General features: G+C 60.8%; 25 protein-coding genes and 2 pseudogenes. 17 read left to right on the forward strand and 10 right to left on the reverse strand.

The genetic code is table 11. The annotated features are described in order from the left end of the window. Positions 1–39: 39 nt before the first annotated feature. Positions 40–2,004 carry a bifunctional copper resistance protein CopD/cytochrome c oxidase assembly protein gene (locus FB472_RS08155; RefSeq protein ID WP_215730418.1) on the forward strand — a complete coding sequence of 655 codons (1,965 nt, stop codon included), beginning with the start codon at positions 40–42 and terminating at the stop codon, positions 2,002–2,004. 62 nt (positions 2,005–2,066) lie between these two features. Here FB472_RS08155 and FB472_RS08160 read toward each other — a convergent pair whose 3' ends face one another. After that, entirely contained in the window at positions 2,067–3,104 is a 1,038-nt protein-coding gene (locus FB472_RS08160) for a hypothetical protein (protein ID WP_141990480.1), read from the reverse strand. A 94-nt stretch (positions 3,105–3,198) separates the two neighbouring features. Between FB472_RS08160 and FB472_RS08165 the strand changes: the two genes are divergently transcribed. Continuing rightward, entirely contained in the window at positions 3,199–4,497 is a 1,299-nt protein-coding gene (locus FB472_RS08165) for an ATP-dependent DNA helicase (protein ID WP_141990481.1), read from the forward strand. Between the two features lie 20 nt (positions 4,498–4,517). Here the strand turns inward: FB472_RS08165 and FB472_RS08170 are convergent, their stop codons facing one another. Then, the gene (locus FB472_RS08170; RefSeq protein ID WP_141990482.1) at positions 4,518–5,165 is read right to left on the reverse strand and encodes a biliverdin-producing heme oxygenase; all 648 of its coding nucleotides are present in this window, start codon (positions 5,163–5,165) and stop codon (positions 4,518–4,520) included. Positions 5,166–5,264: 99 nt separating this feature from the next. On the opposite strand from FB472_RS08170, the gene FB472_RS08175 reads away from it, so the two are divergent. Then, positions 5,265–6,779, forward strand: a complete 1,515-nt coding sequence (locus FB472_RS08175; RefSeq protein ID WP_246078140.1) for an MFS transporter — start codon at positions 5,265–5,267, stop codon at positions 6,777–6,779. Here FB472_RS08175 and FB472_RS08180 read toward each other — a convergent pair. The 3 genes from FB472_RS08180 to FB472_RS08190 are packed head-to-tail and all read right to left on the reverse strand — an operon-like array spanning position 6,776 to position 8,660. Next, on the reverse strand, positions 6,776–7,174 hold the full coding sequence (locus tag FB472_RS08180) for a DUF4383 domain-containing protein (protein ID WP_141990483.1): 399 nt from the start codon (positions 7,172–7,174) through the stop codon (positions 6,776–6,778). The two genes, FB472_RS08175 and FB472_RS08180, sit on opposite strands and share 4 nt — an antisense overlap. 39 nt (positions 7,175–7,213) lie before the next feature. Then, positions 7,214–7,516, reverse strand: coding sequence for a DUF2470 domain-containing protein (locus FB472_RS08185; RefSeq protein WP_141990484.1), 303 nt, complete (start codon positions 7,514–7,516; stop codon positions 7,214–7,216). Positions 7,517–7,520: 4 nt separating this feature from the next. Then, entirely contained in the window at positions 7,521–8,660 is a 1,140-nt protein-coding gene (locus FB472_RS08190; RefSeq protein ID WP_141991518.1) for a calcium/sodium antiporter, read from the reverse strand. A gap of 77 nt (positions 8,661–8,737) precedes the next feature. Between FB472_RS08190 and FB472_RS08195 the strand changes: the two genes are divergently transcribed. From FB472_RS08195 to FB472_RS08205, 3 genes are all read left to right on the forward strand, one after another. Next, the gene (locus FB472_RS08195; protein ID WP_141990485.1) at positions 8,738–9,502 is read left to right on the forward strand and encodes an SGNH/GDSL hydrolase family protein; all 765 of its coding nucleotides are present in this window, start codon (positions 8,738–8,740) and stop codon (positions 9,500–9,502) included. A 100-nt stretch (positions 9,503–9,602) separates the two neighbouring features. Further along, positions 9,603–10,754, forward strand: coding sequence for a lycopene cyclase family protein (locus tag FB472_RS08200; RefSeq protein WP_141990486.1), 1,152 nt, complete (start codon positions 9,603–9,605; stop codon positions 10,752–10,754). A gap of 14 nt (positions 10,755–10,768) precedes the next feature. Beyond that, complete coding sequence (locus tag FB472_RS08205) at positions 10,769–11,692, forward strand: Brp/Blh family beta-carotene 15,15'-dioxygenase (RefSeq protein ID WP_170192064.1); 924 nt, start codon at positions 10,769–10,771, stop codon at positions 11,690–11,692. A gap of 308 nt (positions 11,693–12,000) precedes the next feature. Here the strand turns inward: FB472_RS08205 and FB472_RS08210 are convergent, their stop codons facing one another. Further along, on the reverse strand, positions 12,001–13,029 hold the full coding sequence (locus FB472_RS08210) for a DUF3179 domain-containing protein (RefSeq protein ID WP_141990488.1): 1,029 nt from the start codon (positions 13,027–13,029) through the stop codon (positions 12,001–12,003). Positions 13,030–13,042: 13 nt separating this feature from the next. Next, positions 13,043–13,342 (reverse strand): FAD-dependent oxidoreductase, encoded by a 300-nt coding sequence (locus tag FB472_RS14395; protein WP_342775550.1) that lies wholly within the window; start codon positions 13,340–13,342, stop codon positions 13,043–13,045. Between the two features lie 89 nt (positions 13,343–13,431). Here FB472_RS14395 and FB472_RS08220 point away from each other — a divergent pair, with 89 nt between their 5' ends. The 3 genes from FB472_RS08220 to FB472_RS08230 all read left to right on the forward strand — a co-directional run bounded on the left by FB472_RS08220 (position 13,432) and on the right by FB472_RS08230 (position 15,676). Further along, entirely contained in the window at positions 13,432–13,947 is a 516-nt protein-coding gene (locus FB472_RS08220; protein WP_141990489.1) for a flavodoxin family protein, read from the forward strand. Positions 13,948–14,104: 157 nt separating this feature from the next. Beyond that, positions 14,105–14,800 carry a Crp/Fnr family transcriptional regulator gene (locus tag FB472_RS08225; RefSeq protein WP_141990490.1) on the forward strand — a complete coding sequence of 232 codons (696 nt, stop codon included), beginning with the start codon at positions 14,105–14,107 and terminating at the stop codon, positions 14,798–14,800. A 210-nt stretch (positions 14,801–15,010) separates the two neighbouring features. Then, positions 15,011–15,676 carry a hypothetical protein gene (locus FB472_RS08230; protein ID WP_141990491.1) on the forward strand — a complete coding sequence of 222 codons (666 nt, stop codon included), beginning with the start codon at positions 15,011–15,013 and terminating at the stop codon, positions 15,674–15,676. A 125-nt stretch (positions 15,677–15,801) separates the two neighbouring features. On the opposite strand, the gene FB472_RS14400 is transcribed toward FB472_RS08230, so the two are convergent. Beyond that, positions 15,802–16,062 carry a PadR family transcriptional regulator gene (locus FB472_RS14400; RefSeq protein WP_246078142.1) on the reverse strand — a complete coding sequence of 87 codons (261 nt, stop codon included), beginning with the start codon at positions 16,060–16,062 and terminating at the stop codon, positions 15,802–15,804. Between the two features lie 40 nt (positions 16,063–16,102). Between FB472_RS14400 and dcd the strand changes: the two genes are divergently transcribed. Beyond that, positions 16,103–16,708 (forward strand): dCTP deaminase, encoded by a 606-nt coding sequence (gene dcd / locus FB472_RS08240; RefSeq protein ID WP_141990492.1) that lies wholly within the window; start codon positions 16,103–16,105, stop codon positions 16,706–16,708. 20 nt (positions 16,709–16,728) lie between these two features. Here the strand turns inward: dcd and FB472_RS08245 are convergent. Continuing rightward, a pseudogene (locus FB472_RS08245) lies at positions 16,729–17,060 on the reverse strand (aldo/keto reductase); the annotation flags it as partial. A 377-nt stretch (positions 17,061–17,437) separates the two neighbouring features. Between FB472_RS08245 and FB472_RS14405 the strand changes: the two are divergent. Beyond that, positions 17,438–17,668, forward strand: a pseudogene (locus tag FB472_RS14405) (flavodoxin family protein); the annotation flags it as partial. A gap of 12 nt (positions 17,669–17,680) precedes the next feature. Beyond that, positions 17,681–18,313 carry a class I SAM-dependent methyltransferase gene (locus FB472_RS08255; protein ID WP_141990493.1) on the forward strand — a complete coding sequence of 211 codons (633 nt, stop codon included), beginning with the start codon at positions 17,681–17,683 and terminating at the stop codon, positions 18,311–18,313. A 24-nt stretch (positions 18,314–18,337) separates the two neighbouring features. On the opposite strand, the gene idi is transcribed toward FB472_RS08255, so the two are convergent. Beyond that, positions 18,338–18,862 carry an isopentenyl-diphosphate Delta-isomerase gene (gene idi, locus FB472_RS08260; RefSeq protein WP_141990494.1) on the reverse strand — a complete coding sequence of 175 codons (525 nt, stop codon included), beginning with the start codon at positions 18,860–18,862 and terminating at the stop codon, positions 18,338–18,340. Between the two features lie 106 nt (positions 18,863–18,968). Between idi and FB472_RS08265 the strand changes: the two genes are divergently transcribed. Genes FB472_RS08265 through FB472_RS08285 form a run of 5 tightly spaced genes read left to right on the forward strand, consistent with a single transcriptional unit; the run spans position 18,969 to position 22,878 of the window. Then, a complete protein-coding gene (locus FB472_RS08265) occupies positions 18,969–19,835 on the forward strand; it encodes a phytoene/squalene synthase family protein (protein WP_141990495.1) in 867 nt (288 codons plus the stop codon). Then, positions 19,832–21,394: a phytoene desaturase family protein gene (gene crtI / locus FB472_RS08270; RefSeq protein ID WP_141990496.1), complete on the forward strand. Its 1,563-nt coding sequence runs from the start codon at positions 19,832–19,834 to the stop codon at positions 21,392–21,394. Before FB472_RS08265 ends, crtI begins: the two co-directional genes overlap by 4 nt. A 2-nt stretch (positions 21,395–21,396) precedes the next feature. Next, a complete protein-coding gene (locus FB472_RS08275) occupies positions 21,397–21,714 on the forward strand; it encodes a lycopene cyclase domain-containing protein (protein WP_141990497.1) in 318 nt (105 codons plus the stop codon). Continuing rightward, positions 21,711–22,028 (forward strand): lycopene cyclase domain-containing protein, encoded by a 318-nt coding sequence (locus FB472_RS08280; RefSeq protein WP_141990498.1) that lies wholly within the window; start codon positions 21,711–21,713, stop codon positions 22,026–22,028. The genes FB472_RS08275 and FB472_RS08280 overlap by 4 nt, the downstream gene beginning before the upstream one ends. Then, positions 22,021–22,878 (forward strand): prenyltransferase, encoded by an 858-nt coding sequence (locus FB472_RS08285; protein ID WP_141990499.1) that lies wholly within the window; start codon positions 22,021–22,023, stop codon positions 22,876–22,878. The genes FB472_RS08280 and FB472_RS08285 overlap by 8 nt, the downstream gene beginning before the upstream one ends. Positions 22,879–22,881 lie beyond the last annotated feature (3 nt).

Consider the following 22,881-nt stretch of genomic DNA (forward strand, 5'->3'; position numbering starts at 1 on the left):
CTGGGTATTCTCCGGTGTAGCGACGGTTACCCTTGATGAGTGCTTCGAATCAGCCGCATAGCCGGACCAGCCATTCTGCTGGTTGTCGCCTCTGTCGCTGTCATCGCGGGTCTCCAGTACGGTGGCGGAGCAGTCGCGCCCATCCTGCTCGATCCCGGCGCTGTCGTTCGCTGGGGTCTCCCCATTTCGAAGCTTGTTGTCAATGTTGGGCTCGCCGCCACAATTGGCGCCCTGCTGTTGGCGATCTTTGCCATGTCGCCCAAGCACGACGAGTATTCCCTCACCCTCGATGTTGCGGCGGCGGGGGCCGCGGTGTGGGCGGTGGCATCGGCATTCACCGGATTCTTCACCTTCCTGTCGGTGCGCAATCAGCCCATCGACCTCACAAACGCCTTCGGTGACGTTCTTGCAAGCTTTCTAACCGTTACCGAACTGGGCCAAGCGTGGCTTGCCACCGTGCTCATAGCGGCGGTCGTGACGGTTCTGTGCTTTGCGGTGCGCAACCCCACCGGACTCGCATTCGTGCTGGTGTTGGCGGTGGCAGGCCTAGTGCCCATGGCACTCCAAGGCCACAGTGGGGGTACGGAAGACCACGATGCGGCCACCAGCGCCATTTTCTTGCACCTGCTCTTTGCGGCTCTCTGGCTTGGGGGGCTGCTCGCGATTGCGATCGCGCAACCCACCCTCACCAAAAAACGGTTGACCGTGGTGCTGCGCCGGTACTCCACCGTGGCCCTCATCAGCTTCATTGTCGTGTCGGTCTCCGGCTATGTGAGTGCAGAAATTCGCGTCGAGAATCTTGCCAACCTGCTCACGCCGTACGGCATCCTCGTGGTCGTTAAAGTTTTTGCACTGATCATGCTGGGGCTGTTCGGTGCCGTGTACCGCAACTACGCGATCGGTCGTCTCGAATCGAGCAGACCCAAGAGCCGCGGATGGTTCTGGTGGATCGTTTCTGCCGAACTCGCGTTCATGGGGCTCGCGTCTGGCGCCGCCACCGCCCTAGCAGTGACGCCGACTCCGGTTCCGGAGATCGTGGCGGCCGATATTCCCGATTCCTCCTCGGCCGCCTACCTCACGGGGTCACCACTGCCACCGCCGGTGTCGGTCAGCAACCTCTTCACGCTGTGGAGCTTCGACCTCATCTGGGTGCTGCTCACTGCCTTTGCCATCTTCTTCTACCTCGCCGGAGTATGGCGTCTGCACAAGCGCGGCGATCGCTGGCCCATCCACCGCACCGTGTTTTGGGTGTCAGGGATGGTGCTGCTGTTCTACATCACCAATGGCGGTGTGAATGTGTATGGGGGTTATCTGTTCTCCATCCACATGCTCGGTCACATGACCCTCGGAATGATGATTCCGGTGTTGCTGGTGCCCGGTGCCCCCATCACCTTGGTGATGCGGGCCGTCGCCAAAAGAACCGACGGCAGTCGCGGTGCCCGCGAATGGCTTTTACTGATTGTGCACTCGCGCTATCTGGCAACCATCGGGCACCCTGTCGTTGCGGCGGGCATTTTCGTGTTCTCGCTGTGGATCTTCTACTACACCCCGCTGTTCCGCTGGGCAACAACAGACCATGTCGGTCACGAGTGGATGACCATCCACTTCTTGGCGACCGGCTACCTGTTTGTGCAGTCACTGATCGGCGTTGACCCGTCCCCGCACCGCCCCGCCTACCCCATTCGGTTGCTCACCCTGTTGGCAACAATGGCATTCCATGCCTTCTTTGGTCTCAGCCTGATGACCGGATCTGGGCTGCTGCTTGCTGATTGGTATGGTGCGATGGGCTGGGATACGGGAGTGAGCGCACTTCAAGATCAGCGTATTGGTGGCGGAATCGCGTGGAGTGTCGGTGAGATCCCCACGATCTCGCTTGCGATCGCCGTCGTGATCATGTGGAGACGCAGCGATGGTCGCGACACGGTGCGGTATGACCGCAGGGCGGAACGAGACGGCGACGCCGAATTGGATGCCTACAACGAGATGCTGGCGCAGCGCCGCTAAGCAGCGCCTGCTGTCCGGTGCGGACCGCCGGGTGAGAGGCCTGAAGGGTGCGGCCGAGGAGCCTACTGGGCGGTGATCGACAGCTGGTCGTCGGCGAGGAACGTCACGACGTAGCTTGTGCGAAAGCCGATGTTTTCGTCGAAGGTGAAAATTGAGCCATCAGAAATCGAACGGACATCAACGAGGAGTCGGGCCGCGGCATCCGTGGGCGGCATCACCCAACTTGCTGGCTCGGAACCGGGGGTGAGCGACACCGGGGGATACTCGACGATGCTCCAGTCTGGGCTCGCAACGATGCGGTTTTCGATGGGCTGGCCGAAGGGGCATCCGGTCGGAAACAACACAACCTGGGTGGCGCAGTCATCAAGGTAGGCGTTCACTTCGCGCTGAACCTGCGCGACCATGTTTTCATTGGCCACAACAGTGAGGCGAGCGCGCACTGTTGTGCCGGGCTCTAGCGCCGACACCAGAATGGGCTCCGCTTTGAGGAAGGTTGATGTGTGGGTGACGTCAATGTTGCTGGGAGTGAGCACAACATAGGGGGCGGGCACGTCTTGCGCGGGGGCCACAAGTTCGGTGCCATTGGCGGTGAACTCTCGCGCGTTGCTCACGGTCAGTCGAACGATGGTCAGCGGTGGGGTGACGAAGTCCCAGTCAGCGAAGACCCCAAAAGTGGAACCTGAGCGCGTGACCGTAAAGGTGGATTGGGCGGGGCGACCGTCGAGGTCAAAACTGACGGTCACACTCTCGGTGCCATCGGGATTGCTCTGCTGCCTGAGAACCGTGATGTCGTCAACCGAACTCAGGGCCGAGGGTTGCAGTAGCTCGCGGGAACCTGACAGCAGCAGTGAACCGGCGCCGGTGGTGTCGATGGGCCCCGCACTGGAACCATCGTCAGAGACCGCACCGTTCGCGCCCGGCAAGCGAATGTCGGCAATCTCCAGCGCTGCCGGCATATCGTTACGGGCAAGAGCGCCCAGGTAGCTGCGCACAAAGCCGCTGGAGCTGTAAAGAGTGGAATTGAGTACGACCACGACGGTCACGAAAGCGACAACAATGAGCCCGAGCATGACAGACCAGAGAATAAGCTCGCGACGCATTCTCACATCCTAAACGGCTGAGGTGAGAGATCTGTTCTGCACCACAGGCGCAGACAAGAACGAGCGCTGTCGCTGGCCGCATTAGGGTAAATGAGTGCCCACAATTACGCTGTCGCCCGAGCAAGCAGCAGTCTTCGCTGCGATCGAGACAACACGCGACAATCTTTTTGTGACGGGGCGTGCGGGCACGGGAAAGTCGACACTGCTCAACCATCTCTCTAACAACACCTCGAAGCAGATCGTGATCTGCGCACCGACCGGAGTTGCCGCCCTGAACGTCGGCGGCCAGACAATCCATTCACTGTTTCGGCTTCCCATCGGTGTCATTGCCGACCACGAACTTGAACAGAATCCTCAACTGCGCAAACTGCTCAACACCATCGAAACGCTGGTGATTGATGAGGTGTCAATGGTCAACGCCGATCTGCTTGATGCGATCGATCGCAGCCTTCGGCAGGCACGGCAACGCAAGAACGAAGCCTTCGGTGGGGTTCAGGTGGTGCTCTTCGGCGACCCGTACCAGCTTGCCCCAGTGCCGGGAGATCCGGATGAGCGCGCCTACTTTGAGGACCGCTACCGGTCACTGTGGTTCTTCGACGCCCTCGTCTGGGAGCAGACCGATTTGACAATTTATGAGCTGACGAGCATCCACCGCCAGCATGAGGGCGAATTCAAGTACATGCTCAATGCTGTTCGGCACAATGGAGTGACGGCAGAAATCGCGGCCAGACTCAACGAGGTGGGGGCACGCCCGGCACCAACCGATGGGACGATAACGCTGGCGACAACCAACAGTGCGGTGACCCGCATCAACGCCACCAAACTTGCGCGACTGCCCGGCAAGGTGCGTACGGCAAAAGCCGAAATCTCTGGCGAGTTTGGGGGGCGCGCGTACCCCGCCGACGATGAACTCGATGTGAAGGTTGGCGCACAGGTGATGTTTTTGCGCAACGACACCAACGAGGGCGGAACCCAGCGCTGGGTCAACGGAAGTGTGGGCACGGTGACCAAGATTGCCTCCACAGTGTGGGTGGAGGTCGATGGTCGCGACTATGAGGTGAGGCCGGCCGTGTGGGAGAAGTTCAAGTATTCGTACTCAGCCCGCACGAAGGCGCTGCGCAAAGACGTCGTGGCCGAGTTCACCCAGTTTCCGCTGCGATTGGCGTGGGCTGTAACCATTCACAAATCGCAGGGCAAAACCTACGATCGTGCGATTGTCGACCTCGGTTCACGCTCGTTTGCGCCGGGCCAGACCTATGTTGCGCTCAGTAGAATAAGCAGCCTTGAGGGCCTTTACCTGAGCCGTCCGCTTCGCCCGAGCGACATCATTGTTGACGACAACGTTGTTCGGTTCATGTCGCGCACGCAGCCCATTCCGGCAATCGAGGCCTAGGCCGGGCGCGTTGAGGCGGGCTAGGCGACCGCTTTGGCGCGGGAAAGGTCGACGAACAGCTCGGTGTTGAAACGGTAGGCGGCCAGAACTTCGTCGATGACACGATCACGTTGGGCGTCATCCCACTGCACAGCGTCGAGCTGTTCGCGGTAGGTGTTCTTGAACTCTTTGGGTTTTGCGATCTGGTCGAACAGGTAAAAGCCCACCCCATTGGTGTCAAAGCCGAACTGACGTTGCATGAGAGTGCGGATGACCTGACCGCCCGAAAGATCGCCGAGGTAGCGGGTGTAGTGGTGGGCAATGAATCCGCCCGCCCAGTTATCGGCGGCAATTTCGCGTACCCGGGCCGCGTAGGCGGCAGCGGTCGGCAGGGGGTCAATCTCGCTGCGCCAGTCGGCGCCGATCAAAAACTCGAGATCGGTTTCAATGGCGGGCAGGCGGGTGAGCTGCGACATGATGAAGGGGGCCGCGACCGGGTCGTTCGCAAAATGATCGGCCGCGCCTTCGATGGCTTCGTAGATGAAGTAGTGCTGTGCCACCAACGCGATGTAATCCTCACGGCTACCCTTGCCCGTCATGAGATCTTTCATGAAATCGGCACCCTCGCTGTCGCCGTGACTGGCCCAAGTGCGCTCGCGAAGGACCTGCGAGAAAGGGATAGCAGTCACTGAGGTCTCCTAGCGAGTCGGGGTTAGGTAACCCTCACTCTAGCGGGAGGCTGCCGTCTAGCTCAACGAAACTACATCCTCAGGCTGTAGCGTGAGTGAGTGACTGCGACCGAACAGCCCCGCGTCGTGGCGACAACGAAGCAATGGTTGGCTCTTGTGGTGCTGATGCTGCCGACACTGCTTGTCTCGATTGACAACACGGTGTTGAGTTTTGCCCTGCCGAGCATTGCCAGAGATCTGCGGCCGAGCGCGATCGCACAACTGTGGATTGTGGATGTCTACCCGCTGGTGTTGGCTGCCCTGCTGGTGGGGATGGGCAACCTCGGCGATCGGGTCGGGCGGCGCCGCATGCTGCTGATCGGAGGATCCGGCTTCGGAGTTGTTTCCGTGCTCGCAGCCTTCGCGCCCGACGCAGCCTGGCTCATCGTGGCGCGAATCTTCCTTGGAATCTTCGGCGCCATGCTGATGCCGTCGACACTGTCGTTGCTGCGCTCGCTGTTCCTCGACCGCCGGCAGCGTCGACTCGCAATCGCTATTTGGGCGGCCGGCTTCTCGGCCGGTTCCGCCATTGGGCCGCTCGTCGGGGGAGTGCTACTCGAGTACTTCTGGTGGGGGTCCGTGTTTCTCGTCGCGGTGCCGTTCCTGCTGCCACTGCTCGTTTTTGCGCCGCTACTGATCCAAGAATCGAAAGATCCGTCGCCCGGCCCCTTCGATGTTGGCAGCATTGTGCTGTCGATCTTCACCCTGGGGCCCGCGGTGTACGCCATTAAGGTCCTCGCCACGGAGGGTATCGGCGTCCTGCCCGTGGGGTTACTTGTCGTTACGGTGCTCTCCGGAGTATTTTTCGTGCGTCGACTTCTCGCGCAGGCCAACCCTATGCTCGACATGAAACTATTCCGGGTGCCGTCATTCAGCGGTGCGGTGCTCGTCAACCTGGTCAGCGTCTTCTCGCTTCTGGGGCTGCTGTTCTTCCTCACCCAGCACCTGCAGCTGGTGGTGGGGCTGAGCCCGTTCAATGCGGCACTCGCGCTCACCCCCGGCATTATCGTGATCATTCTGGCCGGTCTCGGAGTGGTGCCCCTCGTCAGGTTCGTTCGGCCCGGTTTCCTCATGGCTGGCGGATTGCTGCTCTCGCTGCTGGCCTACGGGTCGATTGCGTTGGCCGGGGGAGACGCGACGGTGCTGAGCTTCATTGTGGCGTTCTGTGTTCTCGGTGCCGGCATCGGTTCGGCCGAAACTCTGTCGAACGACCTCATCATTTCCACCGTTCCGGCAGACAAAGCGGGGGCGGCATCCGGTGTCTCAGAGACCGCCTACGAACTGGGGGCGGTGCTCGGAACAGCAGTGCTCGGCAGCATCCTCACCGCCTCGTATCGGTCGTCGATTGACATTCCGGAGGCTCTCACGACGGCGGACGCAACGGCAGCGCGAGAAACACTCGGCGGGGCCGTGGAGGTGGCCTCCACTCTGCCGCAGGGCCTCGGGGCAGAACTTTTGGAGTCGGCGCGTGACGCTTTTGACTCGGGAATCGTCACAACATCGTGGGTTGCCGTCGGGCTGATGGCCGTGGCAATCACGATCGCTCTCGTGACACTGCGCTCAGTGCGGAGCTAGGCCGCGCTGAGTTTGTCGGCGCCCAATCCCACCGCCAACAGGATGACGGCGCTGCCCAAATGCACAACGTTGTCGGCCGCATTGAGCGCCAAAAAGTTGAACGGTGAGCCCACGAGCAGCAAACCGGCGAAGCCAAGCAGTAGGAAGCCGACGCCGACCGTGGTGTTGACGGTGCGCGCGGCGCGGGGGTTCGAAAATGCGGCAAGTAGCAGGGCTGAGCCGATCAGGATGTGGGCGACATTCTGAAATACGTTCACCTCGAATAGGCCCAGAAACAGGCCACCTTCGGTCGCGAAGAAGTCGACATCACCGGTGACGGTAAAGCCGAGCATCCCGACAAGAATGTAGGCCGCGCCCACAATGGTGCCCCACAGACGGTTGGGTGATGCGGTCACGGCGTTATCTCCTCTGTTCGACACACAGCGCAGCGCGAGCTAGCTGTGTTGTCGAGCCTCCAAGCCCAGTTTTTCGCAGGCACGATCATAGAGTCGCACGATTTCGTGGCGAATCTCGACGCGCTCGCTGATGGGGGCGCTCCAGGGCACCGTTACGTGGTGCTCGACCCCATGGGCATCCGAATACTGCCAGGTTGCTTCGGTGTGGTCGAGGCTGACCATGGCGGCAGAGATTGCGGCTGATTCTGCGAATGCACGCACGATGAGCAGGTTGTCGTCGTTGTGGTCGCTGTTCATGTGGGCGAGTACGGCGGACACGATTTCTGTACTGAAAGTGGTCACGCCTCTACGGTAGTTTCACCGGAGGAATCTGGCCACCTTTTCGGCTCGTGGATCGGCGCCGCACGTCGTAAACCACCGTTGTTGCAACGGTGAGCACCAGGAGGGGGAGTACGAAGACGACCATTGTTCCGGTGAATCCACTCTGTGCTTGGTGGCCGGTGGCATCCAAAATCACGTAAAGCATGTACGCCAGGTAGAGCGCCACGAGCACGGCCCCCTCCCACCGTTGCACCGAATAACCGGTGAATGCGAGCGGCGCAATAACGACCGCTGCGGCGAGCATCAGGGGGATGTCGAGGGCGACGGCCTCGGCCGCCACCAGAATTCCTCCCCCGGAGATGAGCGCCGGAAAGCCCAACACGAAACCGATATTGGCGATGCAACTGCCCACAATGTTGCCGACCGCAATATCGCGCTGCCCGCGCACGGCGGCAATGATTGATGTCACCAGCTCTGGCAGCGATGTGCCGATCGCAACAACGGTGAGCCCAATCACCAAACTTCCGACACCGAGCGAGGTCGCGATGTTGACGGCCCCGGTGACCAGCAGGTTTGCTCCAACGACCAGTAGGCCAATTCCGCCGAGCACAAGCAGCACAGAGATGAGGATGGGTGGGCGGCGAACTGCCGTTGGCGCCTCCGTTCCTGCGTCAGCGCGTTCTTGCGCGGCCCTCTTGTTGTCGGCGGCTGTTTCTCGCCGCCCCAGAACAAGAGTCACGACGGTGTGCGCGATGACCAGGGCAAGCAAAAGCAGCCCGTCGATGATGGAGATGATTCCATCCGCCGCCACGATCAGTAATGCTAGCGACGCCCCGATCATGACCGGCACATCGATTCGCACCAGCTGCTTCTTTACAGCCAGGGGGAGAATGAGCGCGGCGATACCCAGAATGAGTAAGACGTTGGCGATGTTTGATCCGACGACATTTCCCACCGCCAGGTCGGCTTCGTTGCGCAAAACGGCGTCGATGCTGACGGCGAGTTCGGGGGCCGAGGTTCCCACCGCCACCACGGTTAAGCCGATTACCAGTGGGCTGAGGCCCCAGCGGGTTGCTAGGGTCGATGCACCCCGCACCAACAGTTCACCACCCGCAACCAGCACGAGTAGACCCAACACAACCAAGCCAATATCGAGGGCACTCATCACACGATCATTTTAGTGGGGTGTGGCTGTCGTACGCTGGCCAGACCGCCATTCTTCGTTCGGAAAGCAGAAACTGCATGACACATCAGTTCGCCAGCTATGTCGCTATTGGTGACAGTTTCACCGAGGGCGTTGGTGATGAACTTCCGGATGGGCGCCTGCGCGGGTGGGCCGACCAGGTTGCGTTGGGGCTCGCACTGGCATCGCCCGCACCTGTCGGCTACGCAAATCTTGCCATTCGCGGCCGCCTGCTCGGCCCGATTGCCGGAGGTCAGCTTGAGGCGGCGGTTGCGCTGCGCCCTGAGCTGATGAGCATCAATGGTGGTGGTAACGACATCATGCGCCCCAAAGTTTCGTTGGAATCGATCACCGACCAATTGCTTGCCGCGGTGGATACGGCGACGGCCAGCGGCATCCACGTGTTGTTACTCAGCGGTGGCGACCCCAGCAAGCACTTGCCGTTCGGGTCGGTGATGGCCACCCGTGGTGAACGTTTGGCGCAGTCCGTGCAGTCGCGTCTGCCCAAAAACAATGTGACCTTTGTGAACAACTGGGCGGATCAGGAACTCGCGAAGCTGCAGTACTGGTCGGTCGACAAGCTGCACCTCAATGCTCGGGGCCACGCTCGTGTTGCCAGCAATGTGCTGTCGGCGCTTCACATTCCGGTGCCCGATTTTGTGGCCGGTGAGGGGCCAGCGGATGACGCCCGCCCTCGCACCGCCGCATACTGGCGCGAATACGTACTACCGTGGATCGGCCGCCGACTTACCGGGCGTTCCTCGGGCGATAACCGCGCACCGAAGAGTGCGACCCTGCAGCCTGTGGTGGTTGAGGGACGTTAGCTGAATCAGCGCTGTATTTCACAACCTGATTTCACAACCTGATTGCACAACCTGACTGCACAACCCGACCGGCGCATCTTGCGGGGTTAGAGTTGAGGTCATGTCCCACGATGTCGAAGTTGATCTCGTCATCCTCGGTGCAGGATGTGCTGGCCTCTCCCTCGCGGCCCGGCTCGCCGATGCGGGCACGTCGTTGAGGGTCATGGCGATCGAGGCGCGCGCGGACTACGTCGATGACCGCAGCTGGTGCTTCTGGCGGCCAGACGATCACCCACTCGCACGGCTCGTTTCGACCACGTGGCGATCGTGGACATTTTCCGGCGTCGACGGCCGCAGCGCGACCCGCTCCGTGCCGGGGATGAGCTACCAGTACATTCGCGGCTCGGACTTCTACACCGACGCCATGGCCCGCATCGCGGCCTCGCCGCAGGTCACCGTGCATATGGCAACGCCTGTGGATGGACTCGAAGCCGTGCCCGGTGGGGTTCGCCTCACCACGCACTCGGGTACCGTGACCGCACGCTGGGTCGTCGACACGCGGCCGGTGCGACGCCCGGCCATGCTGTACCAGTGCTTCGTGGGGGTAGAACTGGAGAGTGCAACCCCCCTGCCTTTCGCGCGTGATGAGGCTGGCCTGATGACCTCGATGCGAGCGGATGCCGCTGGCCTCGCTTTCACCTACCTGCTGCCCATCAGCTCCACCCGCGCCCTTGTGGAGTGGACCCGGTTCAGTGCGCAGCCGCTGCCAGAGTCAGAGCTTCGCGCCGGGCTCGATGAGACACTTGAGCGGCTCTCGCTCGGCAACGTTCCCGTCGTGCGCACCGAACGCGGTGTGCTCCCGATGGGTCGCCCACCCGGCACGACGCCGTCGTTGCCTGGTGTCGTTCACGCCGGTGTTGCGGGCGGCGCACTGCGTGCAACATCCGGATACGCGTTTCTCAGAATTCAGCGGTGGGCGGAGTCCTGCGCGCAGGCACTGCTCGCGGGTCAAGCGCCCGTCGGGCATCCTGCGGAGCCCTGGGCCCGACGGGAAATGGACCGCATCTTCTTGCAGGCGGTGTGTGCACATCCGGAGAAGACAGCCGACTACTTCCTGTCGATGGCCCAGCGCGTCGCTCCGCAGCGATTTGTGCGCTTCCTCAGTGACGAGGCCACAACCAGCGACTACGTGAGCATCATTGCGAGCCTGCCGTTTATCCCGTTCCTGCGGGAGCTTCGGCCCCGGCCGGAGCTGTTTCGTGGGGCTGAGTGAACGGTGAGGGAATTGTGAGCACGTCGACACAGTGGCGTGGTGCGGTCGGCCGCTCGACTGCTCCGGTCGAGACCTACCTGTTCAGCACGATCGCCGTCATCGCGATCGTGGCCTTCGCGGTGGGGGGTGGCGCTCCGCCGCTCGCCGCGCAGGCGGTGGTGCTCGCCGTGCTGGTTGCTGTGTTCGGTCTGCCGCACGGGGCACTCGATCCCCTCATCGCCAGGCGTATTGGGCTGTGGCGTGGGTCGGTAAGTTTCGCTATCTTCAACCTTGGCTACCTCGTGGCGGTTGCCGCGGTGGTTGTGCTCTGGATGCTTGCCCCCGGCCCGAGCCTGGTGTTGTTCTTGGCCGTGTCTGCGGTGCATTTTGGGGCTGACTGGAACGCCGACCGCGCGGTGTGGTTGCGGGTTTTTGCGGGGGTTGCGCTGCTTTCTCTGCCTTCTCTTAGCCACCGGGATGAGGTGGCTGGCCTCTACGAGACGCTTGCCCCCGGGGCGGGATTTGCCATCGCGGCAGCGCAGTTCTGGATCGCTCCACTGGCCCTTGTCGGCATGCTGATCGGAGCGGTGCTCGCGGCCCGCCGCGGTCGGCCCTGGGAGAGTGTCGAGTTGACGCTCGCAGCGGTGTTGGCTCTCGTTGCCCCGCCCCTGGTTTTCTTCGCCATCTACTTCTGCGCCCTGCACAGCGTGCGGCACCTCCGCGAAGGTTTCGCTGCCGAGAGTCGCGGCAGGCTCACGGTCGGGATCACAGTGCTCTACACGGTCGTGCCGATCCTTGCCGCGGTGGGTGTGCTGTTCGCGGTGAGCCGGGGGGCATCCCTCGACGCTCGGCTCTTGCAGATTGTCTTCATTGGCCTGGCCGGCCTCACCGTGCCGCATATGATTCTCGTTGGGCTAGATGCTAGACACTCGACTCGCACACGCTCGGTTCTCGTCTGACTCTTACGGTCACCACGAGGGTGACGGGATTCCAGTGGTGCGCTAAATCAGGGTCCACTTGGTCGGACACGCCAAAGTTGCTGTGACCTAAACCGCGCCACTCCAGGCCGCGGGCACCGGCGTCCACAGCACTTCGGCATCCACGGTTCCCGGATTTTCCCGTTGTGGAGCTCGCGGCCGGGGAACGTGGTGGTGTGGTTGTTCCTTTCACTGCGACCGTGTTCGCCTACCGGGGGGTGTTGGACCGGATGCTCCGAAATGCATTTCGCTGGCTGTTGGATCGTTCCCTGAGCTGCGATCGCCGGGTATCACTGGGTTTGGGGGTCGAAGACTTGGCCGTCGTCATTCTGCACAGCCCAGCTGAACCACATTTCAAAGTAGAAGGGGATCTCGGCGGCGTCGGGGCCGGTTATTTGCAGTTCGCCGTCGGCTTTTTCTAGGGTGATCTCCTGGCCGTCGACCATCGTCTCATAGCTGCGGCCATCTTCCAGTTGCAGCCACGGGGCAGCCACGTGGGTTTTGCCGAAGCTGAACGCGACGAAGATCATTTTCGACGGATACCGGTCGTCTACTCGACTGGGCGTGAAGTAGAAGCCTTCGCTCTCCCCGTATCCGGCATACGGGTTGTTGTCGTAGCTGCGTGAGTGTCCGGTCTGCTCGCTCAGGATCAGGGCTTCCGGATACCGCTTTTTGATCTCTCCAACGGTGAGAAGCTGGAAGCTGTGGAGCGTCAGTTGGTGCGGGTAATGCTCCCCAGCAAGCGCCTTTCCCGTGCTCTGCTGCCACAGGGTTTCGGTGGTGCGATCGAACATGATCATGTTGCTTTCCAGCAGTCCACCGCTGACCCCGAACGTGGTGGTTGCCCCGCCGGGTAGCACGCTGTCGAATACGGCGGCGCTGCCACACAGCGGGCAGAAAGTCACCGAAATGGGTAAACCGTCAATGGTGTCGTTGACGACCTCATGCCAGATCAGAATGTTGTACGGGTATGCCTTGGTTTCGGTTTCTCCCTGAACCAGGATTGCTTGCACTTCATCGGGATGTGCGAAGCGGGCTACTGGTTCGAACTGGGGTTCGTCGATCGCAGGGATGCCGTCTTTTGGTGGTCCGCCGCTGAGGGCCGTGCTGATTGCGGGGTCGGCCTGCGACCAATCGGTGCGGGGGAACCCTTGCTCCAGAAAGCCGGGAACATCAACCGAACCTAATGCGGGGCCGGATGCGGATGGAGAGGTGGCGGGCGTGGGTGCAGTGATCGCACTCAGCGCGATGACGGCGACAATAACGGCGACGACCGCGGCGGCAGCGGTGATCACGATTGCGGTCGTTCGCTTCTTCATGGGCTGACTCCCGTCATGGCGTGTGCGGTTCGCAAAGTCTAGGTGCGGCCGAGTCTCCTCGTCTGTAACGTAGGGCACAATCGCGCGAGGTGCCGCAGGCGTGGTCTGCGGGCCGGGCAACTCGTGAGCAGAAAACCAACGTTATGAGTAGTATTCTAATGAGGCAGTCCCCACCAAGGCGGTGTCGTTCGACCAGCAGCACGCGGGCGCCGAAGCGTGCGGCGGTTCGGCTGGCGACAAGTCCGGCACTGCCGGATCCGATGACGATGAGGTCCCACTCTGTGGTCATACCGTTTCCTTTCGGGCGTGGCATTCGCCTGAGCACTGTCTATCAGCGCTTGGCTCCGCGAACCGTGCGGTAGATCACAGTTGTTAGCGGTGCTTGGCGCGTAGCATCTGGGCATGCCTACCGACACCGCTGTGAACAGTGCCGCCTTCGATGCTGCTTCCTATGATGGTCTGAAAGCTGTCTACATCAACTGCACGCCGAAGAAGAGCCCCGAGATAAGCCACACGCAGGGGCTGATGGATACGAGGCTCGATGAGGTGTGGCCGCTGATTGAGGCTGCCAACATTGTGGTGATCGGTGGACCGATCTGGTTGGGCGACAACTCTTCTATGACGCGGATGCTCATTGAGCGTCTGTATGCGATGGGCGACGAGTTTAACGAGAATGGCCAGTACGTTTATTACGGCAAGGTTGGCGGCGCAATTTTCACCGGCAATGAGGATGCTGTGAAGCACTCGGCGATGTCGGTCTTGTATAGCCTGCAGCACATTACTTTCATGTCCTGGAATCTGATGCATATGGCGTCGATTCTGGGGAACGCTGGCGGCATCCCCGCTTACGGCAACTCTCGCAGCGATTGGAACGCGGGTGAGGGATTCGGTCTCGATGCCAACCCCGAATACCGCTAGCGAGAGCGGGCGGTCTACCGCGGTGGCCACATCCAGGCAGTGACGGCAACACTCCAATGAGCGTGTCATGATGGATTCGTGCAGCGCACAAATTATGTCTGCCCCATTGGCCGGTGATCGCCCATGGGCGCCGCAGCGAAGGGATCCAGAACCGCTGATGGCGACAGATAATGGTTCGTTTAGCTGCTTGAGCGAGGTTGACCTTTTCGCTGATCTCTCGCCGGAAGAAATTCTTGCCATGGATCGCATGGCTCCGTCGCGCTCCTATTCTGTGGGCGAGATGGTGTTCAGCCAGAGCCAACCGGTCACGGCCCTCTTCATCCTCAAGAAGGGTCGTATCCGCATTTTTCGGGTCACCGAGGATGGCAAAGCTCTGACGATGGCCATTCTTGAGCCGGGGGCGGTGTTCGGGGAGATGATGATGGTGGGGCAGCGCATGTACGACAACTATGCGGAAGCTATCGACAACGTCGATTTGTGCCTGATGAATACCGCAGATGTTGAACGGTATCTGCTGTCTGATCCCCGCATCGCTATCCGCATTTCGCGCCATCTTGGCGAGCAAGTTGTGCGGCTTGAGGAGCGGCTCACCGACCTTGCACTGCGACCACTGCAGTCGCGGGTGTGCAGCACGCTACTGCGTCTGGCAGAGGCGGCACGCACACCCCGTTTCGCGAATCCGACAATCCGACTCAGCCATGACCAGCTGGCGGGACTTTTGGGTGCGACGCGCGAGTCAACAAGCAAGGCGATGTCAGATTTGGCGAGCCGCGGCATCATCCGGCAGGGTCGCGCGCGAATCATCATCCAAGATGTGGATGCTCTCGCCATGCTCGCGCGCCGGTCTGGCTGAGCATTGCGGTATTCCTTGCTGCAGCATCCGCTGTTCTGGTTTCTGTGACGCTAGTCGGATGCACGTCGCCCAGCCCCGACGGTGGTGCGCCGACATCGACACCATCACCACCAACCCAACCCGTACCTACTAGAGCAACGAGCACCTGACGTTGTCCACAATCTCCTCAGTAGTCTTCCCCGCGGCAAGGGACGGGGTTACGCTTCTGGCATGAACGGTAGCGGCGCAATGCGCATAGGGATGGGGGCGCGGCGGCGCGCACGAGTGACCGCTGCCGTGGCATCCGCTGCACTGCTGATGCTTGCCCTCGCCGGGTGCGTTTCGTCAGACACCGACAGTTCCACCACAACCCCAAGCCCCACCCCCACGAGTACTGCGGGTGACCCGACCCCACTGCCGACCACCGAGCCGCTGATTGTGCCGGGCTGTGAAAACCTGCTGCCGCTCACTACAGCCAAAGACCTATTCTCGCCGTCGACCGAATTCCTCGACGACCGAGACACTGCCGCCGCCGAGTACTACGATCTGCCAGAGCTCGACACTGTTGCCGCCAACAGCACAATCAGCAAAAACTGCATTTGGGGTGTGCCCAACTCTGGCGGAGCCTTCACGCTCACCGTCGCCGACATCAACAACACGGATGCCGCCAACCTCACAGCAGCACTCCTCTCAGCCGGCTACCTCAGCGTCACCAGCGGCGGAGTCACAACCTTCGAGTTCACAACCGAAGGCGACACAGGCACTATCGCCCGCACCCACTACCTCGTCGGAGACCTGTGGATCTACGTCGACGGCACCAGCCCCAGCCTCACCACCGAAGTAGCCGACCGAGCTCTGGACGAAATCCGCACAGCAAACCCCACTCGCAGCTACTAGCGTTCTTCGCCAGCACTTCTTCGCACCGCAGGACGTACATAAAGGAAGTGAGCACCACGACGGGTTTGGTGTCGAAAACTTCGACATTCCAAAGGGTGTCGCGCAGCATTCGTCGTAACTCGACTTCACCGTCGCCCGTCATCCGGTAGGTCGCCGGTCATCCGGTAGGTGGTGCGTTCTGGACGGTTATCAGCAGTTTCGGTGCCGTTCTCGGCAAGAAAGCCACCGCTCTTGAGTGAACGGAGCGCGCTGTAGACGGAGCCGGGCTGAATGTTGGCCCACTCGTCGATGTGCCACGTCATGAGCTCGCGGCGCAGAAAGTATCCGTCCACGGGCTGAAACCGATGCACAGCACCGAGCGAGACCAAGCGAGTTGTCGCCGACATGCCCTCATCGTGGGTCACATTGATTCGCTAGTCTTAGGCCATGCTTCTCAGTGATCGCGATATCCGTGCCGAGCTCGACTCTGGCCGCATCGGCCTCGACCCGCTCGATCACGACATGGTTCAACCATCGAGTGTTGATGTTCGTCTCGATCGCTTCTTTCGCCTGTTCGATAACCACAAGTACCCCTTTATTGATCCGGCAGCCGATCAGCCCGACCTCACCCATCTGATGGAAGTGGATGCCGACCAGCCGTTCATTCTTCATCCCGGTGAGTTTGTGCTCGGTTCCACTTTTGAGCTCGTCACTTTGCCCGATGATGTTGCTGCTCGGCTTGAGGGCAAAAGCTCGCTCGGGCGACTGGGTCTTCTCACGCATTCCACCGCCGGTTTTGTTGATCCGGGCTTCTCGGGTCACGTCACTCTGGAGCTCAGCAATGTGGCGACGCTGCCGATCAAGCTGTGGCCGGGGATGAAGATTGGGCAGTTGTGCTTTATCCGCACGACGTCGCCCGTTGAATCGCCGTACGGGTCGGGCAAGTATGGTTCGCGCTATCAGGGGCAGCGTGGCCCTACGGCTAGTCGCAGTTTTCAGAACTTTCACCGCACCGACGTGCGCGCGAATGATGCCGGGGCGCTCGGCGGTTAGCGAACTGCGCGAGTGACTGTCCGCGAGTCGGCGGGGATCTCGCCGAGGTAGCGGTCGGTGAGCAGCCCCTGAGCGAGCGGCGAGAAGGCGATGACGCCCAAACCGAGCTCGTCGACGGTGTCGAGCAACCCGTCTTTGGCCCAACCGTTGAACATCGAATAGGAGGGCTGGTGGATCACCAGCGGCGTACCGCGGTCGCGCATGATGCGCACAGCCTCGCGAGCAAATATTTGCGCGACCCCATAACGCCGTAGGGTCCTGGCCACATGTCGTAGCCAGCCTTGCTCGAGCTGATCATCTCGTCGCGGTAGGGCATCGGTTCGTAACGGGCATCATCATCCACATAGACCATATTGTCACGCTGCCATAGCTCTTCTGAGTGCCGAGTGTCAGGCGATCGACGCGCGGAGACACTCTCTATTGCAGCGGGCGCTGCATCCGCTTACTCCGGCACAACCCAGAGGCTGTCTCTTTCCTGCTGGGCTGGGCAGACGCCCACGTACTTTCTACCAGCATCGAGTTCAGCGAACCGTACGCTGGATCACAACTCTCGGGGAAGGCGTCAGCGTAGCATCGGGTGATGGCTACCGAAACTGCAAAAAATTCTGCTCTGGCCGACGCCCCAACTATGACGGGCTCACGGCTGTCTTCATCAACTGCACGCTCAAGAAGAGCCCCGAGGTGAGTCACACCCAGGGTCTCAGGGATGCGAGCATCAAGCTCATGCATGACGCCGGATGGTTAGGCGAGATTGGCCCCGGCCCCAGCTACCTCGATGACGGTTCCGGTGGCCCCGAGAACGATTTCACGAACCGCAACACCACGTTCATGTCGTGGAACCTGATGCACCTGACATCCATCCTGAAGAACGCCGGCGGCATCCCTGCCTACGGAAACAGTCGCGCAGGGTGGAACGACGGCGACCACTTCGGGTTCGAAGCTAACCCCGAATACCGCTAAAGGCGCGCTGTGATGGCCTGGAAGAAGTACCGCTTCGGTACACAGTTTTATGATGCCCTCTCGGGGGAGTGCATTGTGTACCGTGCGGGCCGGGTCGCCGGTATTGAGTTGATGGGTTTGCAAGCCGGAGACACCGTCGTGGATCTCGGCTGCGGCACCGGGCTGAGCTTTGAATTACTGGTCGCCGCGGTCGGGCCAACAGGCCAGGTCATCGGTGTCGATGCGAGCCCGCAGATGCTGCAGGTCGCCGCCAAGCGTGCGGTGCGCAATGGCTGGTCGAACGTGCGGGTGCTGCAGGCGGATGCCACCCACATTTCTGCGGCCGATCTGGCCGTTGACGGCATACCGACACCGATCGATGCAGTGTTCTCCGCCTACGCACTGAGTGTTATGGGCAGTCATCCCGCAGTGTTGGAGCGGGCCACAACCCTGCTGAAACCGGGCGGACGAGTCGGCATCGTCGATATGCAGCGCCCGGTCGGAGCCGCAAAAAGTTTCACCCCGCTGGCACGCTTAGCCTGCAGGATGGGCGGTGCCGATATTGAGGCACACCCGTGGAAGTGGCTCACGGCGCGGGCAGAGAATGTGATGCAGACCAGTCGCCGTGGCGGGCACATCCAAGCGGTCACCGGAATCCTCAAGTGAGCATGTAATGGCGGATTTGTGTGGCTACTGGGCGTCGAGCTGCTGCAGTTGCCAGCCGAGCCAGGGGCTAAAGGCGAAGGGTGTCGCGGCCACGGCTGTGTGCAGCGAGTGCGGGTCAACCCACTCAAATTCGGCGACCTCGTCGGGGTTGGGGGCTGGGGTATCCGCGGTTACGGCACGGTAGACGGGGCAGATCTCGTTTTCGACTATGCCCGAGGAGTCGATGGCGCGGTAGCGAAAATCGGGCAGCACAACGGAGACGTCACTGATGGTGATTCCGAGTTCGTGTTGGGCGCGGCGGGTGATGGCGTCGGCGAGGTTCTCGCCGGGGACGGGGTGCCCGCAGAAGGAGTTTGTCCACACTCCGGGCCAGGTGATTTTACCGAGCGCGCGGCGGGTAACGAGCACGTGCCCGTCAGCGTTGTAGACGTGGCAGGAGAACGCGAGGTGCAGGGCGGTGTCGGTGGTGTGCACGAGGGCTTTGTCGGCGACACCAATGTGCTCGCCGGTGTCGGAGAGAAGCACTACCTGTTCAGGGAATTCAGTCATGTTCGCGATAGTCTGCCTAGGTGGATAGATTCGAAATGCTGCACGCGCTGTGCCGCCGTGACCCCAGCCTAACCAATGTGCGCTGGCAGCCCGCAAGCGGGTGCGCGTGAGTACGCGACTCAAGCTTTACGATCGTGTTGCTGAAGACGCCGCAAGCATTGTCATCCGCAGTTATTCCACATCGTTTTCTGCTGCTTCTCGCCTATTGGGGGTGGATGTTCGTCAGCATGTTGAGAACATTTACGCCCTGGTGCGGGTTGCCGATGAGATTGTCGACGGCGGTGCCGCGGAGGCAGGTCTTGATGTGGCGGCGACCGCCCGGCAGCTTGATGATTTCGAGCACGAGACTGAGCAGGCCATGGCCCAGGGGTTTAGCTCTAATCTCATCGTGCACGCTTTTGCGTTGACGGCGCGCGAGGTGTCGTTTGGTGCCGAGCTCACGGCCCCATTCTTTGAGTCGATGCGCATGGATCTGAGCGAGAAGGCGCACGACCGGGAAAGCTTTGAGCGCTACGTTTATGGTTCGGCGGAGGTTGTTGGCCTCATGTGCCTGTGTGCGTTTTTGCACGGCCACGATGTGAGCGCTGACAAGCGGGCCAAGTTTGAGCGTGGTGCGCGCGCGCTTGGTGCTGCTTTCCAGAAGGTGAACTTTTTGCGGGACCTTGCCGATGATTTCGAAACGCTCGGCAGAAGCTACTTCCCGGGAATCGATGTGGCGACCTTCACTGAAGAAGATAAAGTGCGCCTTCTCGATGACCTTGATGCCGATTTGCGGGATGCCGCGATTGGGTCTGAACTTCCCTCGAGCAGTAGAAGGGCGGTTGCGCTCGCGCATTCTCTTTTCGCTCAGCTCTCGAAGCGCATCCGGGCTACTCCGGCCGGCGAGTTGGTGCGCACGCGTGTGCGCGTTCCTGATGGTGTGAAACTACGGTTGGCTGCGGCTGCCGCGATTGGGGTGAGTCCTCGCGTATGAGTGATGTAGTTGTTATTGGTGGAGGCATTGCAGGGCTGGCGAGTGCGGCATTGCTCGCCAAGGAAGGTCACAAGGTAACCCTCCTTGAGGGTTTGCCTGCGGTGGGCGGTCGTGCTGGCTCGTGGGAGCACGATGGTTTTCGGTTCGACACCGGGCCATCGTGGTATCTCATGCCGGAGGTCTTTGACCACTTCTATAAGTTGATGGGCACTTCTGCCGAAGAGCAGCTCTCGCTCGTAACCCTCGATCCTGGTTACCGGGTCTATTTTGAGGGTGAGAAGGCGCCGCTCGATATCTCGACTGACCTTGAAGAAAACCTGGCCCTTTTTGAGAGCATCGAGCCGGGCTCTCGTGTGCGCTTGCGGAAGTATTTGACCTCAGCGGAGGAAACGTACGAACTGGCCAAGAAGTATTTCTTGTACACGTCGTTTGCTGACATCCGCACGAGTGCCACGAAGGAGGTGCTCACCAAGGCGGCTCGCTTCATCCGTCTGCTCATTGAGCCGCTGTCGAGGCTTGTGGCGCGCACGGTAAAAGATGATCGTCTGCGCAAAGTGTTGGGGTACCCGGCCGTGTTCTTGGGCTCGTCACCGTACCTCACGCCCAGCATGTATCACCTGATGAGTCACCTCGATTTGGCCGATGGTGTGCTGTACCCGATGGGTGGTTTCACCCGGGTGATTGAGAGTATCGCTGATGTTGCTGAGGGTGCCGGTGTCGAGATTCGTACGAGTGCGAAGGTCACGAGCATCCGCACCTCTAATGCGGTGGCGAAGGGTGTCGACTATGTCGATGCGGACGGTGTGACCCATTCGGTGGATGCCGACTTTGTGGTGTCGGCCGCCGATCTGCACCACACCGAAACCCAGTTGCTTGCTGTCGAAGAGCAGACCTACCCGGCGTCGTACTGGGATAAGAAGATTCCGGGCCCCAGCGCGCTGCTGTTGTATTTGGGTGTCAGGGGCGAGCTGCCCGAACTGGAGCATCACACGCTGCTGTTTATGAAGGATTGGCAGGAGGGGTTTGCGGCGATCTTTGGTGAGAACCCGACGGTGCCCGAGCCGGCGTCGTTGTATATCTGCAAGCCGAGTGGTGTTGACCCGAATGTTGCTCCGGATGGGTTTGAGAACGTGTTCGTGTTGGTTCCGATCCCCGCTGATCCGTCGATCGGTCGCGGCGATATTGATGGCGATGGCGATACGCGGATTGAGATGTTGGCCGATAAGGTCATCGCTCAGATTGGTGACTGGACGGGCATCCCCGATTTTGCGGAGCGTGTGACGGTGCGCCGCACTCTGGGCCCCGGTGACTTTGCCGACGATCTCAATGCGTGGCGCGGTACCGCGCTCGGCCCGGCACACACTCTTAGGCAGAGTGCGTTCTTTAGGGCCGGCAATGTGAGCAAGAAGGTGGAGGGTCTCTACTATGTTGGCGGTTCCACGATTCCGGGTATTGGTCTGCCGATGTGTCTGATTAGTGCTGAGGTGCTGGTGAAGCGCTTGCGCGGCGACACCTCTCCGGGCCCTCTTCCGGAACCGCTTTCGGCTTCCCAGGCTTAGCCGTGATCGTTCTCTACCTTGTGGCATTGCTGATTTCGCTCACCGGCATGGTGGTGCTTGACCGTCGATTTAAGCTTTTCTTTTGGCGGGATGCTCGCCGGGCGGGCATTGTGTTGGCGGCGGGGGTGCTGTTTTTTTTGGTGTGGGATTTCTTCGGGGTGGGGCTTGGGATCTTCTTTCGGGGGGAGACGGAGTTCATGACGGGGCTTCTCATCGCCCCTGAGGTGCCCATCGAAGAGGTCTTTTTTCTCACGCTGCTCTGCTATCTCACGATGAATTTGTATGGGGCGTTGACGCGCAGCACGGAGGTGACCGCGTGACGTATTGGTTGCTTAATGCGGTCTTTCTTGCTCTGGTGGTTGTGGTGGCGGTGGCGGCTATTGCGTTTCGTCGTGCTCCGCAGTGGCGGGCGATTGCCATCGCTACGGGCATTTTGTTGATCATGACCGCGGTCTTTGACAACATCATGATTTCGGTGGGCCTGGTGGGCTACAGTGCTGATGCTATTAGTGGTGCGTTTATTGGGGTGGCCCCGCTGGAAGATTTTGCCTACACGCTCGCGGCGGTTGTTGCGCTGCCGTGTTTGTGGACGCTGCTGGGTTCACGCCGAGAGCCGGCGACCGCCCATGATTAGGGATCTGTTTTTGTCGTCGCGACCCCTCAGTTGGGTGAATACGGCGTTCCCCTTTGCGGCAGCCTACTTTTTGACGACGGGTGCGATCAATCTCACCTTTGTGCTGGGCACGATCTTTTTTCTGGTGCCCTACAACTTGGCGATGTATGGCATCAACGATGTGTTCGATTATGAGTCTGATCTGCGAAACCCGCGAAAGGGTGGCGTCGAGGGCGCGTTGCTTGCCCCGCGGATGCACCGGCCGACGCTGATCGCCGCCGCTGTTACGACGCTCCCTTTTATCGCGTATCTCGTGGTGGTGGGTAACCCGCTGTCGTGGCTCGTGTTGTTCATCAGCATGTTTGCGGTGGTGGCGTATTCGGTGAAGGGTTTGCGCTTTAAAGAACGCCCTTTCCTTGACTCGTTGACCTCAAGCACGCACTTTGTGTCGGCTGCAATCTATGCGCTGGTTTTGGCGGGAGCGGTGTTTACGCCTCAACTGTGGGCGGTGCTGGCGGCGTTCTTCCTGTGGGGGATCGCTTCTCATGCGTTTGGGGCGGTGCAGGATGTGCTGGCTGACCGCGCGGTCGGTATTTCGTCGATTGGCACTGTCATTGGTGCGCGCGCTACTACCCGGTTTGCGGTGGTTGCGTACCTTGCTGGCGGGGTGCTGCTGTTGTTCTCTGAGTGGCCGGGCCCGTTGGGCGCAATTCTGGTGCTGCCGTATGCGGCAGTGTGTGCGCCGTTCTGGAACATAACGGATGCCACAGCGGAGTCAGCAAACCGTGGCTGGCGAAAGTTCCTGGCCCTCAATTTCGTCACCGGTTTCTTCGTAACGATGCTGCTCATCTGGTGGCCGCTGGTCCGCTAATGC

This window comes from Rhodoglobus vestalii (assembly GCF_006788895.1).
Lineage (GTDB): Bacteria > Actinomycetota > Actinomycetes > Actinomycetales > Microbacteriaceae > Rhodoglobus > Rhodoglobus vestalii.

Bases quoted from the DNA above. Each gene is read 5' to 3' on its own strand.
- crtI (WP_141990496.1), top strand. From the start codon at position 19,832: ATGAGTGATGTAGTTGTTATTGGTGGAGGCATTGCAGGGCTGGCGAGT.
- FB472_RS08225 (WP_141990490.1), top strand. From the start codon at position 14,105: ATGGCGACAGATAATGGTTCGTTTAGCTGCTTGAGCGAGGTTGACCTT.
- dcd (WP_141990492.1), top strand. From the start codon at position 16,103: ATGCTTCTCAGTGATCGCGATATCCGTGCCGAGCTCGACTCTGGCCGC.
- FB472_RS08210 (WP_141990488.1), bottom strand. From the start codon at position 13,029: ATGAAGAAGCGAACGACCGCAATCGTGATCACCGCTGCCGCCGCGGTC.
- FB472_RS14400 (WP_246078142.1), bottom strand. From the start codon at position 16,062: ATGTCGGCGACAACTCGCTTGGTCTCGCTCGGTGCTGTGCATCGGTTT.
- idi (WP_141990494.1), bottom strand. From the start codon at position 18,862: ATGACTGAATTCCCTGAACAGGTAGTGCTTCTCTCCGACACCGGCGAG.
- FB472_RS08160 (WP_141990480.1), bottom strand. From the start codon at position 3,104: ATGCGTCGCGAGCTTATTCTCTGGTCTGTCATGCTCGGGCTCATTGTT.
- FB472_RS08255 (WP_141990493.1), top strand. From the start codon at position 17,681: ATGGCCTGGAAGAAGTACCGCTTCGGTACACAGTTTTATGATGCCCTC.
- FB472_RS08190 (WP_141991518.1), bottom strand. From the start codon at position 8,660: ATGAGTGCCCTCGATATTGGCTTGGTTGTGTTGGGTCTACTCGTGCTG.
- FB472_RS14395 (WP_342775550.1), bottom strand. From the start codon at position 13,342: ATGCCACGCCCGAAAGGAAACGGTATGACCACAGAGTGGGACCTCATC.
- FB472_RS08195 (WP_141990485.1), top strand. From the start codon at position 8,738: ATGACACATCAGTTCGCCAGCTATGTCGCTATTGGTGACAGTTTCACC.
- FB472_RS08220 (WP_141990489.1), top strand. From the start codon at position 13,432: ATGCCTACCGACACCGCTGTGAACAGTGCCGCCTTCGATGCTGCTTCC.
- FB472_RS08285 (WP_141990499.1), top strand. From the start codon at position 22,021: ATGATTAGGGATCTGTTTTTGTCGTCGCGACCCCTCAGTTGGGTGAAT.
- FB472_RS08200 (WP_141990486.1), top strand. From the start codon at position 9,603: ATGTCCCACGATGTCGAAGTTGATCTCGTCATCCTCGGTGCAGGATGT.
- FB472_RS08230 (WP_141990491.1), top strand. From the start codon at position 15,011: ATGAACGGTAGCGGCGCAATGCGCATAGGGATGGGGGCGCGGCGGCGC.